General features: G+C 50.7%; 14 protein-coding genes and 2 pseudogenes. 14 read left to right on the plus strand and 2 right to left on the minus strand.

From position 1 onward, the window contains the following. Positions 1-32 precede the first annotated feature (32 nt). Both CI960_RS04920 and CI960_RS04925 read right to left on the minus strand, forming a co-directional pair. Positions 33-1,838 (minus strand): DUF3987 domain-containing protein, encoded by a 1,806-nt coding sequence (locus CI960_RS04920; RefSeq protein ID WP_094582240.1) that lies wholly within the window; start codon positions 1,836-1,838, stop codon positions 33-35. Between the two features lie 27 nt (positions 1,839-1,865). Continuing rightward, a complete protein-coding gene (locus CI960_RS04925; RefSeq protein WP_005861857.1) occupies positions 1,866-2,498 on the minus strand; it encodes a BT4734/BF3469 family protein in 633 nt (210 codons plus the stop codon). 142 nt (positions 2,499-2,640) lie between these two features. Here CI960_RS04925 and CI960_RS04930 point away from each other — a divergent pair, with 142 nt between their 5' ends. The 14 genes and pseudogenes from CI960_RS04930 (at position 2,641) to CI960_RS04985 (ending at position 16,986) form a co-directional block, all read left to right on the plus strand. Beyond that, a complete protein-coding gene (locus CI960_RS04930) occupies positions 2,641-3,573 on the plus strand; it encodes a site-specific integrase (RefSeq protein ID WP_005861859.1) in 933 nt (310 codons plus the stop codon). 514 nt (positions 3,574-4,087) lie between these two features. Beyond that, positions 4,088-5,209, plus strand: coding sequence for a transcription termination/antitermination protein NusG (locus CI960_RS04935; RefSeq protein ID WP_057317597.1), 1,122 nt, complete (start codon positions 4,088-4,090; stop codon positions 5,207-5,209). Positions 5,210-5,262: 53 nt separating this feature from the next. Next, a complete protein-coding gene (locus CI960_RS04940) occupies positions 5,263-5,664 on the plus strand; it encodes a hypothetical protein (RefSeq protein WP_005861863.1) in 402 nt (133 codons plus the stop codon). 14 nt (positions 5,665-5,678) lie between these two features. After that, positions 5,679-5,816: a hypothetical protein gene (locus tag CI960_RS23335; RefSeq protein WP_005861865.1), complete on the plus strand. Its 138-nt coding sequence runs from the start codon at positions 5,679-5,681 to the stop codon at positions 5,814-5,816. A 2-nt stretch (positions 5,817-5,818) separates the two neighbouring features. Then, entirely contained in the window at positions 5,819-5,962 is a 144-nt protein-coding gene (locus tag CI960_RS23340; protein ID WP_005861867.1) for a hypothetical protein, read from the plus strand. 17 nt (positions 5,963-5,979) lie between these two features. Beyond that, a complete protein-coding gene (locus tag CI960_RS04945) occupies positions 5,980-7,080 on the plus strand; it encodes an MraY family glycosyltransferase (RefSeq protein WP_005861869.1) in 1,101 nt (366 codons plus the stop codon). A 90-nt stretch (positions 7,081-7,170) separates the two neighbouring features. After that, positions 7,171-8,730: an ATP-binding protein gene (locus CI960_RS04950; RefSeq protein WP_036629199.1), complete on the plus strand. Its 1,560-nt coding sequence runs from the start codon at positions 7,171-7,173 to the stop codon at positions 8,728-8,730. After that, a pseudogene (locus tag CI960_RS23875) lies at positions 8,730-8,840 on the plus strand (IS66 family transposase); the annotation flags it as partial. The gene CI960_RS04950 and the pseudogene CI960_RS23875, both read left to right, overlap by 1 nt. Before the next feature lie 182 nt (positions 8,841-9,022). Further along, positions 9,023-10,561 carry an oligosaccharide flippase family protein gene (locus tag CI960_RS04955; protein WP_005861874.1) on the plus strand — a complete coding sequence of 513 codons (1,539 nt, stop codon included), beginning with the start codon at positions 9,023-9,025 and terminating at the stop codon, positions 10,559-10,561. 40 nt (positions 10,562-10,601) lie between these two features. Continuing rightward, positions 10,602-11,945, plus strand: a complete 1,344-nt coding sequence (locus tag CI960_RS04960) for a hypothetical protein (protein WP_005861876.1) — start codon at positions 10,602-10,604, stop codon at positions 11,943-11,945. A 35-nt stretch (positions 11,946-11,980) separates the two neighbouring features. Next, on the plus strand, positions 11,981-12,862 hold the full coding sequence (locus CI960_RS04965; protein ID WP_005861878.1) for an SDR family NAD(P)-dependent oxidoreductase: 882 nt from the start codon (positions 11,981-11,983) through the stop codon (positions 12,860-12,862). An 11-nt stretch (positions 12,863-12,873) separates the two neighbouring features. Further along, positions 12,874-14,619 carry a thiamine pyrophosphate-binding protein gene (locus CI960_RS04970; protein ID WP_094582242.1) on the plus strand — a complete coding sequence of 582 codons (1,746 nt, stop codon included), beginning with the start codon at positions 12,874-12,876 and terminating at the stop codon, positions 14,617-14,619. Positions 14,620-14,666: 47 nt separating this feature from the next. Next, positions 14,667-15,594: pseudogene (locus CI960_RS23580) on the plus strand (acyltransferase). Between the two features lie 240 nt (positions 15,595-15,834). After that, on the plus strand, positions 15,835-16,986 hold the full coding sequence (locus CI960_RS04985) for a polysaccharide pyruvyl transferase family protein (RefSeq protein WP_005861884.1): 1,152 nt from the start codon (positions 15,835-15,837) through the stop codon (positions 16,984-16,986). Positions 16,987-17,058: the final 72 nt, after the last annotated feature.

A 17,058-nucleotide genomic window follows, 5' to 3' on the forward strand; every position in this document is an offset into this window, starting at 1 on the left:
GTACATACTTAAAAGAAGAGGAGGAAGAGGGATTATGTTTTCTTATAATCCCCTCGTTTTTCTCCCTTTCGGACGATTCCCTGTTTCTGCCAACGTTGCAAGCAACTGCATGCGGTGTTTTTGGGTATCTTCAGCTTCTCGGCTTCTTCCAAGAGGGATTGATAGGTGAAACCCGTATCCAAGGTGATGAAGAGACGTTCTTGGTCGGCCATGCCCCGGTTCTTCACCTCGTTGGCGGGAAGGAACGAGAGTATGTGTACGGCGTGTAGGTACATAGGCTCGGCCAAGGAAAGGACCGCTTGGAAATCATCCTCTTGGATGGAGAGATCCCAGCGGGTGATGATCCCGTCCTTGATGTTGTCGGCGCAGGTCTGCGAGTCGGGCGTGAGCCGGGGCGACTTGCGCAGGCTGGCGGCGAAGTCTCCCGCCTCCTCGCATTCCCCTGTTATTCGCAATAGGGCGACGATCGACAGGATACGTCCGATATTGATGGCCATCCGTACGACGGAGCTGTTCATCTCGTTGCCGGTGCCCTTCCGGGAGCGCTCGAACAAGGTTTGGAACACCTCGTTGAAGGAGACGATTTGCGCGTCGGTCAAGCGAAGCGAGATCACCCCCAGTTTCTGGATCTCTCTCAAGTGAGCGATCCAGTCCTTGCCCAATTTCTGGAATTCCAGCGACGTGTCGGTCCGCTGTAGACTGAACTGGTTGATCCAGTGAAGTACACGGGGCATATAATAGAACATTTGCCGGGAGAACAATCCGTTCTCGCTGGAAGGGATCAGCGGCTTCACCTGCCCGGGCGTTCCGCTTATCAATACCGACAGGTGGGAGTGCCGCAGCTCCCGATACTCCCGGTCTGTCCGCCGGTTGTAACTGAGCGGGTCGTGATCGAACGAGCTGCGGATCACCTCGCTCCAATGGCCATAATCCGAGGCGATGGAGTTGCTGACCATGTCCGCCTCGGTCTCGCAGATGATCCCCACGCCGCCCGAGTCGATGATATTCTGCAAGATACCGGTACCGGTGTTGTTGCCGGAGAATATAAACATACGGTTGAGAGGCATTTCCGGCTCCTCGGCTTTCGCCTTTTCCCGTCCCAAGGAATTGAAGGAGGTCATCTCTTTCTTATACCTTTTCATCTCCTCCGCCACGGTCGCCCGGATCTCGTCGTGGATCGGTTGCACGAGCATTCGCGTCCACGCGAGCACGCCTTTTCCGGAGGCGGGGGGAGCGACGACGAAGGTTTGCAAACTGGAGAAGAACCATTTGCCTCCATATAGGAACCGCAGCGTCTGGGCGAGCGAGGCGCCCAAGGTGGTGAGCCCGCCCAGAAGGAGTACGTCCCGTTGCTCCCGGCTCTGTCCGAACGCCATGATCTGCCGCAACATCCGGGGCCACTCATGCCCCTCGGGGAAGAAGGGCAGGTGGGTGAACGGATCGACCTGCTCCTCGATCTCGATCTCTACATTATTATCGCACGCACGTGTGTGGGAAACAGGTGCTGCATTATTTGCATTACTTGCATTACTTGCGTGCGTATCGCGGGGGCGGCTTGGAGGCTCCAGGCGTACGCCCGCCAGTTCGGCCAAGTGGAAGGCCGTACCGAGGTGTATCCTGTGGTCTCCCTTTTTCAAGGAGTTGGAGAAAAGTCGTTCGGCCTTCTCCCGGTTAAACTTCACCGATAGGGAACACAGGGCGATGAAACCTTCTCGTCCTGCCTCGCCGCAATCGTTGGCGATGGCAAACGCCAAGCGTACGTATTCACAATATCCGGGGGCGATATCTACACCCGCCGAACGAACCGCTTCTACTAAGCGGGATAAACTGTCTGACATGTAATTTATCATTTATGAGTTATGATTTCAAATCCTGAAGAGCGCATTGGGATCATGACATAGGAAACAGGAGCGGACGATGTCTTTGCCGCTCGGGTCTACTTTCCGGGAGCCTCGCGTCTCTCCGTCGCCATACACATATTCCACGTAGTTCATCACGCCTAGGATATGCTCGGAGATATAGGTGGGTGTCTCGTTTCCGGGATGTTCCGGATAGGGGACGAAAGCCTTTACGCCTCGTTCGCTCGGGCTGATGAAGCAGAGAGCGGGGCATAGGTAGGCATCGTCGAACAGCTGTCTTCGGAGGGCTTCCGCCTCCGCGGTAGAGTCCAATCCGTCTACATCCACTACCACCAATCCGCTCGGGGCCAGGAGCCGATCGCTTTTCCGGTATGAGAAAGTCCCGCAAGGCGTGACATACGGTAGCGTTTGCCGTTTCAGCTCGCTGAATCGTTCCTTGTCACCCGTCTCAAGCGGGAGGCGGAGCTGCCGGGTGAGGCGTTCGAGGGCCGGATCGCCGGTGATGAGTCGGACCACCTCCTGTAAGGTGACTTCTCGACTGGGATATACGGTAGCCGGTCGTGATACTCGTCCCGTTAGGCTATCTTTGACCGGTGAGATCGGGGCTGCGAAAAGGGACATTTTAAATTCATTTTTCATGTATTCTTTTTCTTAGATTAACGGCGGTGAAGGTCGGATTAATAAAATAAAGTGCGGGACGAACAGTTCGTCCCAATGTTAATGGTGTTGACATGATTAAATAAAAGATAACAGAATAAACAAGGATTTAAGGAGGATTTATATGAAAAAAGAAGACGTGGTGGGGGGTATGTTGGCTTATATAGCCCACCTTCGTGAGGTGGGGCGTTATTCCACGGCGAAGAGTTATCTGGACGCTTTACGCTCGTTCAAGTGTTTTTGCGGGATGGAGGAAATCCCTTATGCCTATATAGACAAAGAGAGGCTCTTGCTTTATCAGGCATGGCTGTCGAAGCGGGGCTGTATGCGCAATACGGTTTCCACCTATATGCGGCGAATCCGGCATATCTATAACTTGGCGGTGGAGGCTGGCGAGGTTTCGTATATCCCGAATCTGTTCAAGGGGGTGTTTACAGGCGTGGAGAGCAAGCGGAAGAAGGCGTTGCCTCTGGATAGCTTGCGCTCGTTGATGGGGACTCCGAGAGTTGAGCCGGAGATGCGGAGAACCCAGCTGTGTTTTTGCCTGATGTTCTCGTTCAGCGGGATGGCGTTCGTGGATTTCGCCCATTTGCGGAAAGAGAATGTCAAGGACGGGGTCTTGTCGTACCACCGTCAGAAGAGCGGGTCTTTCATCCGGGTGGAGATCCCGGCCGATGTACGGCTCTTGTTGGATGAGTTGGCGGTTTGCACGGACAAGGACTCGCCTTACCTGTTCCCGTTTCTGAGCGGGAAGAAAACGGGTGAGGCGGCCTATGCGGAATACAACGGCGCCTTGCTGCGCTTTAACCGCGACTTGAGGTCGCTGGCGGAGACTTGTGGTGTGGGTGAGCCGGTCACCTCGTACACGATCCGTCACTCTTTCGCCACGACCTTGAAGGAACAGGACGTACCGATCGAGATGATCAGTGAGCTGTTGGGGCATACGTCTATCAAGACCACGCAAATTTACTTGAAGAGCTTTTCCTTGGAACGTCTGTCGGCGGTGAACCGGGCTTGCTTCGAGAGCGTGTATAAATCGGTATCCGAGGTGGGGTAAGAGATTGGCTACTCGGGAAGTAGCGTATTCTTTCATGCTGCGAATGTAGTAAAAAATAACTAAAAACAAGCGAATAGATCCGCTTGTTTTCTCATTCTAGGCGTTTGATCCTCTCTATTCTTTGATTTTCCCATTTTATCCTAAACGTATAGACATGGTGACGCGGGTGAAACGACCCCTTGTTCCCGGTATCATTCCACCATGCCTCATAACCTGTGTGTATCCCTGTAGAGACGGGGCGTGCCCCGTCTCATCTCCTCAAAATGGTATTTAAATTACCGTCAGACGATGGGAGACGGAGCGTGCTCCGTCTCTACAACTGGGTAATTTTCCCCTCCTTTTACGCTACTTCCCGAGTAGCTAAATATTCACTAGGTATGGTAATTTTCAGAAATGCCATATTTGAAAACTTAAAGTGCTGTGTGTTAGGCGTAAATAGGGTACGCTTGGCAGGGCTTTGAATTGTCGTTTAATCAGAGGGGAACTCCTCGTATATCTTAGGGAAAAGAGAATCATGCCGACGCGTATTTTGAGAAACGATTGCCCGAAGGGGGGCTTGACACAGGCCGGCAAGCGTCATGACTTGAAAGCCGTGCGCTGGTACGTGCTCACGCTTCCTACCGCCGCGGGTGGACGGCGTGACCGGATCAGCCCCTCCAAAGGTTTGGACGTGGAGCTTTCCCGGCGGGAACGTCGGGGAGAGGCTCTTTTCGAGTATTTCGCCCCCTCGTACGTGGAGGTGCGAAAGGTGGGTGGCAAGCTGGTCAACACGAGGCGACCTTTGCTGTTCAACTACGTGTTTATCCGTTCTTCGGTAGAGGAAATCTTCCGCATGAAGCAGGCACTCCCCTTGTATAATTTCCTTCCCCGTGTCTCTTCCGGGAGTACGACCTATTTCCCGCACCTCTTGGATCAGGAGATGGCGAATTTGCGCTGGGTGGCGGAGGCTTACTCCAACGAGCTCCCGGTGTACGTGCCGGAGAGTACCCGCTTGTTGAAGGGGGATCGGGTACGCATCACGTCCGGTTATTTTACCGGGATGGAGGCCGAGGTGGTGATCCAGCCGGGCGGCGGTCATAAGGAGGTGATGGCGCGCATACTGGATTGCATGTGGGTACCCTTGTTCGAGGTAAAGGCGGGTGAGTACGAGTTGATCGAGTTGAACACGAAGAGCAAGCACGTTTATACCCATCTGGACAACGACCGCCTGTCGGAGGGCCTGCACGAGGCCTTGGGACGTTACCATGCTTCCGGCAGTGTCTGCGAGGAGGATCGACGATTGGCCGGCGAGGTACTGCGGGGGTATGCCTCTTTGCGTGCGGAGACAGACGTGATGCGCTGCAAGCTGTGCGCGTTGCTCCTCCCGACCTATAAGCTGTCGGGCGATGAGGAGGCTTTCGTTCGCTTGCACGACACGATGCGCGGCTTATTGCCTGTCGTGAAAGCACCGCAATCCCGTGCCCTGTTGCTGGTCACCTTGTACGGCTGTACGGATAACGCTCTCTACCGTCGCATGGCACACGAGCTAGTGGATCCTTGGCAAGTCGATCCCTCGCCTAAGAAAAGTAAATTATCCTTGATCCACCGGCTGGGCGACTATGATAGATGGCTGGGCCACGAATCAGTTGACAGTTGAGAAGTGGCAGTTGACAGTTTAAATCATAATCCAAAATTCATAATTCAAATTTGATGTCTACCCTTCCTTCCGGCGTTCGTTTGGTGGCGTTGCTGAACGACCATTTGTGCGAGATCATGGAACGTGAGCGTGCGAACCATACCTCCATGCACCTATATTGTACGGGGCCTTACTGGGTTGCCTTCGAGCGTTCGGCCTATCAGTTGCGTCGTGCGTTCCCGGACAGCGAGACCACGCCGATGCGCCTGTTCGGGTATCCGTTTCCGGTCGTGATGGTGTCCGTAACGGATCGCTCGCTGCGTTCGTACGCCCGCAAGCATATCTTGCGGATAGACGAGCCGGATTATAAGCGATTGACCGTCCCCGTTTTCCCTGCGGAAGATTACCGGTCGTGGCACGACCGGGAGGTATCGGGACTGCCGTATCCCCACACGTACGGATTTCAGAGAAATTAATACGATTATCACATATGTACCGACAACAATTCTTTCCCCGTCTGGGTGATTACATCGACACGCTGCTGAAAGTCACCAAGCTGACCAAATCCATCGTCTGCGTAACCGGAGGTATGGGCGGCAGTACCTATAACGCTTTAAAAAAGGTATAGACATGCATTTCAGCATCTATGTCCGTCTGTTGGACCTCCTTTGGGAACATCTGGATGACGAGGATCGGTTCCGCCGACTGGCCCATGAAGCCGTGGAGCGGTATATCGCTTACATGCGGGGGAAGATGGATGAAAGAAAGAAATAATCTTATACGTTAGGATCATGCAAACATCTTTGTTTCTATTATTCGGTTTCCTGTTTGCCGTATCGCTCGGCATGGTGATCATCCCGAGGATCTTGGTGATTTCCCATAAGAAACGACTCTATGATGTCCCGGACGCCCGTAAGGTACATACGATGCCGGTTCCTCGTCTGGGTGGGCTGTCCTTTTTTCCAGTGATCCTGATGTCGATGTTCCTGGTGATCGGTTTTCGTCTGTACTTTTGGGATGTGAACGTGTCCGGCTTGTCATTCAATATGCTTTATGAGTACCTGTTCCTGTTCGTGGGCATGACGCTGCTTTATCTGGTGGGTGTTTGCGACGATCTGGTCGGTGTAGGCTACCGCTATAAGTTCGCCGTGCAGATTGCTGCGGCGTTTCTGTTGGTACTGTCAGGCAACTGGTTCGACTCGTTTGGTGGCTTGTTCGGTATTTACTCGGTGCCGGTTTGGGTAGGGGTGCCGTTCACGGTGTTTATCGTGGTATATATAACAAATGCCATTAACTTGATTGATGGTATCGACGGCCTGGCCTCGGGCCTGTGTTGTATCGCCTTGTCGGTCTTGAGCGTGATATTCTTTCTTCGTGGGCAGTATGTTTACGCCTTGTTGGCGATCTGTACGCTGGGTATCCTTATGCCCTTTTGGTGCTACAACGTGTTCGGTAACGCCAACCGTGGACATAAGCTTTTCATGGGGGATGCCGGCAGCCTTACGCTGGGCTACGTGATCAGTTTCCTGATCATTCACATGAGCGTGACGAACGAGGTCTCTCCGACATTGTCCAACCCGTACATGGTGATCGCTTTCTCTACGGTGCTGGTTCCGCTGTTGGACGTGATCCGTGTGGTCTTGCATCGCCTGCGTGAGCACAAGAATCCGTTTTTGCCGGATAAGAATCACTTTCATCATAAGTTGTTGCGCACGGGGATGCGGGTGCGGATGGTGATGGTGACGATCCTTGGGATAGCGTTGTCTTTTATCGGATTGAACGCATGGTTGGCATGGTGGATGAATATTACCTTCTTGTTGGCTATAAACTTGATTTTATGGTCGTTGCTACATTTGACGATTAATTGTTTTATCGCGAAAACACCTGTGTAGAAACGATGATCTGTAAAAAACAAGGTGAAATTCGTTGAATCCGGGAAAAATTGAATCTTTGAGGTTCAAGACTAAATAGGCGATACGATGATGGGACAAGAACGATTATATCCGATAGGCATCCAGACCTTCTCTGAAATCCGGGAGGGGAATTACCTGTATGTAGACAAGACGGAACTGGTCTACCGAATGACCCATTCCGCCTCGAAATATCAATTCTTGAGCCGTCCCCGCCGTTTTGGAAAATCCTTGCTGACCAGTACGCTGCGCAGCTACTTCGAGGGACGTAAGGAACTGTTCGAAGGGCTGGCGATGGAACGGCTGGAAAAGGAATGGACGAGCTATCCGGTGCTTCACTTCGACATGAGCACGGCGAAGCATATGGATCAGGAACGTTTGTTGAGTGAATTGGAACGGAAACTATCCGGTTACGAGGAAATATACGGACGCGATGAGAGCGCGGTCTATACCAACCAGCGTCTGGAGAGCCTGATCAAACGTGCCTACGCCCAGACCGGACAGAAGGTGGTTGTCTTGATTGATGAGTACGACGCTCCGCTCTTGGATGTGGTACACGAGGAGAGGGATCTTCCCGTATTGCGCGACGTGATGCGCAATTTCTACAGTCCGTTGAAGGCGTGTGATCCTTACTTGCGCTTCGTGTTCATCACCGGTATCACGAAATTCTCACAGTTGAGCATATTCAGCGAGCTGAACAATATTGAGAACATCAGCATGGACGAGGCTTATGCCTCGCTTTGCGGCATCTCGGAAGAGGAATTGCGCGGTCAGATGGGTGCGGATATCGATTTGCTGGCAGGGAAGCTGGGGATATCCGGAGAGGAGGCTTTTCTTCGCCTGAAAGATAATTATGACGGTTATCATTTCACGTGGCCGTCATCCGATATTTATAATCCGTTCAGTTTGCTTACCGCCTTGAGCAAGGGAAAAATCAGTTCCTATTGGTTTGATAGTGGTACACCTACCTATTTGATCGAGATGTTGGATAAGTATCACGTGGAACCCCAGCAAATAGGCGCACGCAAAGTGTTGGCGGAGTCGTTTGACGCCCCCACGGAACGGATGCTCGATATTACGCCCTTGCTCTATCAGAGTGGTTACGTCACGATAAAGGGCTATTCCCCGCTCACGAATTTGTACACGCTCGATATCCCCAACAAGGAGGTACGTATGGGATTGTTGAAGAGCTTGCTTCCCGGTTTTTTGCATCAATATACCGCGGATGGGCTTACCACGGTAGCCCTTCTTTTCGAGGCGATCGCAGGAGAGCGGATGGATGATGCGTTGCGTTTGTTGCAGACCTTCCTGTCCACCATCCCTCAATGTGACAATACGGATTACGAGGGTCATTACCAGTCGTTGCTTTATACGATCTTCAGCCTGCTTGGAATGTATGTGGACGTGGAAGTCCGTACCCCCCAAGGCCGTGTGGACATGGTGATGCGCACCACGACAACACTTTATGTCGTGGAATTGAAGTTGAATAGGACCGCGGATATAGCCTTTGATCAAATCAACTTGAAAAATTATCCGGAGCGTTTCGCTCTTTGCGGGTTACCGGTGGTGAAGGTTGGGATTAATTTCAGCACGGAGACACGGACGATCGAGGGATGGAAGATTGAATATTAAGTTCTATCTGGAACTTCATCGGAACTTTTTTTTAAAATATCTTTAACGGGTGCAGGGATTATGTTAACATGGTTCCTGACAAAATCACTTTGGTTACGAGCCAATGTTAATTTCAAAACTAATTATTTAACAAAACTCGGTTTAGGGCACTGAAAAGTGCCCTTTCAAAGGGGTATGCCCTAAATTGAGTGCTTACAAAAAAACGAGCCATTTTTATACTATCTTGACCAAAGCCTCTTGATACGATGCCTTTGCTCGAAAATTCAAATCGGGTAAAAATGAATCCTTTCTTATGTCAGTTTCGTCAGTGAACAATAAACGGATCGCTAAGAATACGCTGTTCCTCTACTTCCGCCAGATATTGGTGATGGCGGTAAGTTTGTATACGGTACGGGTGGTACTGGAGGTATTGGGCGAGGAGGATTATGGCATCTACAACGTGGTAGGTGGATTTGTGGCGCTGTTCAACATTTTGTCGGGTGCCTTGTCGGTGGCTATCGGCCGTTTCATTACCTACGAGATGGGGCAGCCGGATGCCACTACCTTGCGGTTGCGGCGCATTTTCTCATCCTCCTTGTTGATACAGATAGCCATGGGGCTTGTCATCTCCTTGCTGATAGGCACGTTCGGGGTTTGGTTCGTGGCGCATAAGATGGTCATACCGTCCGACCGCCTCGGCGTGACGTTTTATGTGTTGGGGTTCTCCGTGTTGAGCTTTTTCATCAATTTGCTGAGCGTTCCCTATAATGCGTTGATTATAGCCCACGAGCAGATGAAGGCGTTCGCTTACATCAGCATCATCGAGGTGGTCTTGAAGTTGCTGGTGGCCTATTTGTTACTGATCTCCCCTGTCGATAAGCTTTGGCTATACGCCTTGAGCATGGTGTTGGTGGCCTTGATCGTGCGTTTCACCTATGTGCTCTATTGCAAGCGTCATTTTGCGGAGTGCCGTTTCCTGTGGGGCTTCGACAGGCGATTGCTTTCCCGCATGTTCGCTTTTTCTGGTTGGGCGTTCTTGGGGAATGGGGCCATCGTGCTGAAAGACCAAGGAAGCAACGTCCTTTTAAACCTGTTTGGTGGTCCCGCTGTCAATGCCGCACGGGGGATCGCTATGCAAGTCAACGCGGCGGTGTATAGCTTCGTCATGAATTTCATGCAAGCCTCGAATCCGCAAATCACCAAGAACTACGCCTCCGGGAATCTGGAGGCGATGTATTCCCTGATCATCCGGTGCAGCAAGTTCAGCTTTTTTATCATGTTGATGATCTTGTTGCCCCTTTGTGCGGGCGTTGATTATGTGTTGCGGTTGTGGTTGGTCGATGTCCCCGCCCATACGGTGAATTTCGTGGTACTTACCCTTCTGTACTCACTCGTGGAGTGTTTTTTGAACCCCCTTATAACAGGTATGCTGGCACAGGGGAACATAAAATCTTTCGAGATAGGTTTGGCAAGTCTCTATACGGTTAATTTCATGGCTTCGTATGTTTGCTTGAAGCTAGGGATGCCTGTGGAGACGGTTTTTGTGCTGAACATTGTTTTTAAGGCTCTTGTGCTTGTCGTGCTGCTCATCCACTCCAAATTGAAGTTCGCTTTTCCGGTAGCACGTTTTTGCAAGGAATGCTTGTCGTTCTCATTGGCCGTATTCCTGCTGTCCGCGTTGTTCATTTATATTCTTCCCGGAAAGGAATACGGGGGTCTCGTCTGTTTTGGGGTAAGGACATTTGCGATCATGGCTTTCATCGGCGTGGCCGTGATACTCATCGGCATGACCCGGGAGGAGAGGGATTATGTGGTGAGAATATTAAAAGAGAGACTATCCCGCGCTCAGTGAAAGCTTTCGGGAATAAAGATGTAATCAAATTAATATACAGATGAATAAGACAATTGAGATCACGAAAGTGGTCGCTGTTGGCGACACTATCCAGTATGAGATATGCGATTCTACGGGCTTGAGTCTTCTTAAAAGCCGGAGGGTGGAGGCATGGGTGAAGTTCCATCATGCTGAGGGCTTTCCCTTTTCCTTGCGCGACTTGCCGGAATCCATCTTGGCTATCCCTATCTCGCTGTACTTATTACCGGCTACGTGGTTCTATGGGGTGGATCTGGTTGTCCCGTCCATGGATAAGACGTTGTATGAGTGTTTGCCGAATATTTATGAGACTTATTCCCGGATTTACGGTCCCTTTAAGAAGGTGTGGAGCGGGAGGGTGAGACCCGGAGCCGTGGTGGAGAATAAGATGGGAAAGAGCGGGTTTGATACGATCGTGTTCTTTTCCGGGGGCATAGATGCGGTACATGCCGGGATAAATAATCCAGGAAAGAGGAGTGTCTTGGTGAGTGTGCCAAGTATCGAGGCTATGGCAAAGACGAAGAAAGAAGACACCGGTGAGGATTTCCTCCAGGTCAAGTCTCGTCTCATCCGTGAGTTTTCCGCCGTTTCAGGCAGTGATTGGCTTCTGATCACGAATAATTTCCAAGCCGATGTTTTTGATGACGATCGGATATGGGCGGAGTTGAAGAACGCTTTCGCCCTCAGTAGCGAGGCGTTCCGTTTCGATGGATGGTTTGGCATGAAATATCTGGGGAACCTGCTTTCCGCCGCGCCTTTTGCTTATGCGCTGGGTATTAGATATTTAGTTGTGGGAAGTGCCTTTGAGCAGTTAGAGGATAATCATGCCTCCAATTTGGACGGGGCGAATCCGGAGCTGTCGGATTCATTCAAGTTCGCGGAGGTTTCCTTCACCGAGCAGGATGGTCTTTATGTGCGGCGTTCACTGAAAGCGAGGAATATCGTGGAGTGGTGTAAGGCACGGGGGGAGCGAACCATGCTTTGGACTTGTTTTGATGACGAGACGGAGCAGTGTGGCACGTGCATTAAATGTGTGAGGACGCAGCTTAATATCCTGTGCGCGGGAGAGAATCCGGCAGATTGGGGATTTAAGAAGTTCGACGAGAAGCGATTCTCCCGTCACGTTCGTCTCTATCAATATTGCGAGCGGAATTTATGCTGGCTTTGGGATATCGTGGATTCCATCGATGACACAGTGACCTATCCTTATTGCGATAAACTGTTACATTGGCTGAAAGGTGTGGGCTATAAACGCTATTCCCAAAGAGCGAAAAGGGCTTTCTATGTGAAAATGCTCCTCCGGATTCACCGATACCCCCATTACGTGAAGGCGATCTTCTTGAAACTGATGGGGAAGAGGCGGTAATGTAGGATCAATAGGCTGGATAAAAATAAGGAAATATGTCATTTAAACGTAAGGTAAAGGGGATGATTAAGTTCATTCTCAATAATATTCCTGCCCGGAAGTTTGACGTTCGGGTGGTAAGTCTCGCTCCGAACGAGTTGTTGAAGGGGCGTGTGGCTCTGATCACGGGCGGAACGAGCGGGATAGGTTTCCATATGGCGAAAGCGTTTTTACGGAGTGGTGCGGCGGTCGTGATAACGGGTCGTAGTGAAGAGCGCTTGCGACTGGCCTGTGGGGAATTGAACGAGGATGATCATTACAAAGGCCGTTTGTTCGGTTTGGTAATGGATAATACAAGGGTGGACTTATTCCATGATCGTTTTCAAAAGGCGTTAGATAAAGTGGGATCCGGAGGATTTCCGCATATAGATATATTGGTGAACAATGCGGGTGTGCTAGGTGCCTCGATGCCCAATGCCACGGAAGAAGCGTTTGACAAGGTGATAGATACGAACCTTAAAGGCGTATTCTTCTTATCGCAACTGTTTGGCGGATATTTGAAAGCGAATAAGGTGGAAGGGAATATCCTGAATGTAGGTTCGTCCTCTTGCTTGCGTCCTGCGACTTCCGCTTATACGCTTTCCAAGTGGGGAATACGAGGCCTGACGCTTGGACTTGCCAAGAGCCTTGCCCCTTATGGTGTTACGGTGAACGGGATAGCGCCCGGGCCTACGGCCACCCCGATGTTGTTGAAAGATGGTCAAGGTAATATCACGAATAAGGGGAATCCGATAGGGCGCTATGCCTTGCCGGAAGAGATAGCTAACATGGCGGTAGTGTTGGTAAGCCCAATGGGACGGACGATAGTCGGAGATATGGTTTATATGACAGGGGGAGCCGCAACTGTCACTTATGATGATATGGATTATACTTTTTAGAAAACAGGAATATGGATGGAAAATATTATAGCTCGGAACGTAGTGTCCAGCTCCTTATCTCGTTGCTTAAGCAGCACGGAATCAAGAAAATCGTTGCGTCTCCAGGAACTACGAATCTTTCGTTTGTCGCGAGTTTACAACAGGATGAGTGGTTTGAGGTGTATTCGAGCGTGGACGAGCGTAGTGCAGCGTATCTGGCGTGTGGTATGGCGGAGGAATCGGGCGAGCCCGTGGTGTTGAGCTGTACGGGGGCGACGGCTTCCCGTAATTATATCCCGGGACTAACCGAGGCTTATTATCGAAAGTTGCCGGTACTGGCCGTCACGAGCACGCAGGATATTTCCCGGATCGGCCATCATATCGCACAGGTGATAGACCGGCGCGTCATACAGAACGACATCGCTCTCTTGAGCGAGTATATACCTGCGACGGACGACAGCGTGAAGGAGTGGAGTAACACGGTGAGGATAAACTGCGCCTTGCTGGAGTTGCGTCATCGCGGCGGAGGCCCAGTGCACCTGAATATGGAGACCACCTACAGCCGCGATTATTCGGTTAGGGAATTGCCGCAGGCACGGATGATCCGCCGTGTCATGCCGAAAGACCTGTTCCCCGAGTTACCCAAGGGGCGTGTGGCGGTCGTTGTCGGCACGCACCGGAAATTCACTGATCCGGAGACGGCGGCTCTCGACGCTTTCTGCTCCACCTACGATGCGGTGGTGTTCACGGATCATACCAGCGGCTACAAAGGGAAATACCGGGTCCCGGTCTCCATCCTCTCCTCGCAAGAGAAGGACTATTGCGACTTGGTGAGCATGGATCTGCTGATACATATCGGAGAGGTATCCGGAGGTTATATAGGAATGCGCCCCCAGGAGGTGTGGCGTGTGAACCCGGACGGAGCGCTTCGCGATACCTATCGTAAACTGACCTGCGTGTTCGAGATGGAGGAGCGGGCGTTTTTCGAGCGTTACGCGGATACCGCGTCCGCGGGGCGTCAAGGCTACCTGGACGCTTGCCGGGAGGAACTAAGAGCCATTTGGGCGAAAGTGCCGAAAAGCGCCTTGCCGTTCTCGAACGTATGGATAGCCCATGAGACGGCAGGTCGTATCCCTGAGGGAAGCGTGCTCTTCTTGGGTATCCTCAATACGTTGCGTACATGGAACTACTTCGACCTGCCCGATTCGGTGTACGGATACGCCAATACCGGCGGTTTCGGCATAGACGGCTATATCTCCTCGTTCATGGGCGCTTCCTGGGTATATCCGGACAAGCTCTATTTCTGCGTGGCGGGCGACTTGGCCTTTTTCTACGACATGAATGTGCTGGGAAACCGTCATGTAGGGAGGAACGTCCGCATCTTGCTAGTCAATAACGGCAAAGGGACGGAGTTTCGCAACTACATGCATCCCGGCGCCGCCTTCGGCGAGGCGGCGGACGATTACATCGCCGCGGCCGGTCACTATGGCAATAAGTCGCGCCAATTGGTGCGCCACTATGCGGAGGATCTGGGATATGAATACCTTTCGGCCGAGAATAAGGAGGATTATTTGAGGCAACTCGACCGTTTCCTCGCTCCGGGTCTCACCGATCGTCCCATGCTGTTCGAGGTATTCACCGACAGCCGGGACGAGAGCGATGCCATACGGATCATGAACAACTTGAACGTATCGACCAAAGGCGTATTGAAAGAGGCGATGAAGAGCGTGGTAGGAGAAAAGGGGAAAGAGATGATCAAGAAGGTGATGGGGAGATGAAAGAGAGAGAGAGCTGGTTCGATTTTCTTCGGGGTGTGGCCGTTTTGATGGTCATAGCGATCCATACGTTTGCCGCCACTTCGCAAAAAGAGGAAATGGTTGGAGACGCACTGATTGTATCTAGGCAGATGTTGAATTGCGCTGTACCCCTGTTTTTGGCCATATCTGGTTATTTCCTTGCAAAAAAGCAAGGCGAGCGGTCGTATGCGCGATTCTTGAAACATCAAATCCCCAAGATCTATATACCTACTCTAATCTGGTCTTTACCTTATTGGGCCCTCTATGTGTGGCAGGGTAATGATTGGATGAAAGGCATGATCCTATTCCTCGCCTGCGGCTTCTCCATCTATTATTTCATAGCCCTTATCATTCAATACTATGTATTGCTTCCGGTGTTACGAAAGGTTAATATGGGGGGGGGTAATTTTAGCATTCGTTATCACTATGGTGGCTATAATACTAGTCACTTATTTAGATTTAGTCAAAGGATATGGCATGAGTTCCTTGGAAAAGGGTGGCCTGTTTCCCGTATGGCTCCTGTTTTTTGTGATGGGGGTTTATCTAGGCAATAGAAAAGAGCGTGCTTATCGGCTTTGGCCATGGCTTTTTGTAATGGGTATAGGTCTGTTCCTCTCGTTTTTGGAAACCAAATGGTTGTATCCTTTGTACCATATGGGATATGGCATAAAGGCCTCCGCGCATCTCTATTCGTTGGCGGTAATCATGGTATTGTTTTCCGAGAAGACTCAGCGGAAGTTTACCTCCTTTGGCCTTTGGTTTAGACTATTGGTCTGGTTGGGACAGATCTCGTTTGGGATATACCTTATCCATTGCTTTTTTATCATGGTATTGAGTCGCTTGCCCTTTCATTGGGATTGGTTCTCACAGACATTCGTAGTGTTGGCTCTCTCCTCATGCCTTGTATATGGCGTACGAAGAGTCTTGCCATCGGTGGCTCGCAGGGTAGGATTTTAAAAGGACTCGAATGATTGGGTTCTGCTGTCTTTTTACAGGGTGCGCTGCAATACAACAGTGCCCTTTCCGCCTAATGTGAGGTGATTGTAACCCGAAATACGAAAGATTTCTAATTTTTAGAACGTTTATCTCTATTGGGTGATGGCCGTCCGGCTGTCGCTTTGATAACTTTATACTTATAAATCAGTAATTCATGGATCAGCAATCCGCAGTTTCGAGGAAGAAAATAAAATATAGACTATGAGAATAGGAATCGTTACGTTTTGGCAAAGCGGTGACAATTATGGGCAGCAATTGCAGTGTTGGGCTTTGCAGCGTTATTTAAAAGGGATTGGCCATGAGCCATTCTTAATACGTTACCTCTATAAAGAACCACTTTGGAGAAAGTGCTTGAAGCTTATGGCGAAGACGGTTCTCGTCTATCCGCTCCTGCGTTGGTGGAGGCATCGCGAGGTCAGGCGCATGGAGGCTGTTAATCGGGTTAAGAATAAAGAGCGTCGTTTTGAGGAGTTTAGGAAGAGCCATATCTATCAGACTCAACGGATCTATGGCTCTTTAAAAGAGTTGCGGAAGGATCCTCCAACGGCAGATCTCTATATAACGGGTAGCGACCAGGTATGGCATCCCGTGCTTTTGAGACGGAAAGACGATCGGGCCTATTGGCTGGATTTCGGATCGGATCGGATAAGGCGTATCGCATACGCGGCTAGTTTCGGATCGGATCAATGTCCTTTAAGGCTTCAAGCGGAACTCACCGCTAGATTGTCTCGGTTCGATATCCTGTCCGTACGCGAGGAAAGCGGGGTCGCTATCTGCCAAGCGGTCGGGAAAGAGGCGGTACATGTGCTCGATCCGACCTTGTTGCTTGCGAAGGAGGAGTATCTGTCTCTTTCACGAGATATACCCCCAAGCCCTTCTCCTTACATTTTTATATATAGTATCAATATTTCAAGTAATGAGGAGATATGTTGGCCGGAGCTTCGAGGTTTCACAGAGAGAGAGGGACTATCGTTGGTGGTGACACCCGCCAGCGGATATTTACCCGGTCGTGAACTATTTCAAGGGGTGGAATATCGTTACGCCACTATTCCGGAATGGCTTTCCCTTATCCGGCATTCCGGCCTTGTGGTGACCACCTCTTTTCATGGGGTGGCTTTCTGTATCCTGTTCCATAAGCCTTTCGTTTATTTCCCTTTGTCCGGCACGCATGCCAAAGGGAACAGCCGTGTATTAAACATGCTTTCCAAACTAAGCTTGTCGGATAACGTCTGGAAAGCCCCCGGAGATTTTGAACGGATTTATCATCTCCCGATAGATTGGGACAAGATAGAGGAGTCGCTGGCACCTTTACGTGAGCGATCCGTGACGTTTCTGCGGGAAGCGTTGAAGTAATGATTTCGTGAATATGAAAATTGGTTATTTGTCTCTATAGTACTATGATAGAAACATTTATCTTATATAATG

Origin of the sequence: Parabacteroides sp. CT06, from assembly GCF_002257605.1 — a bacterium.
Lineage (GTDB): Bacteria > Bacteroidota > Bacteroidia > Bacteroidales > Tannerellaceae > Parabacteroides > Parabacteroides distasonis.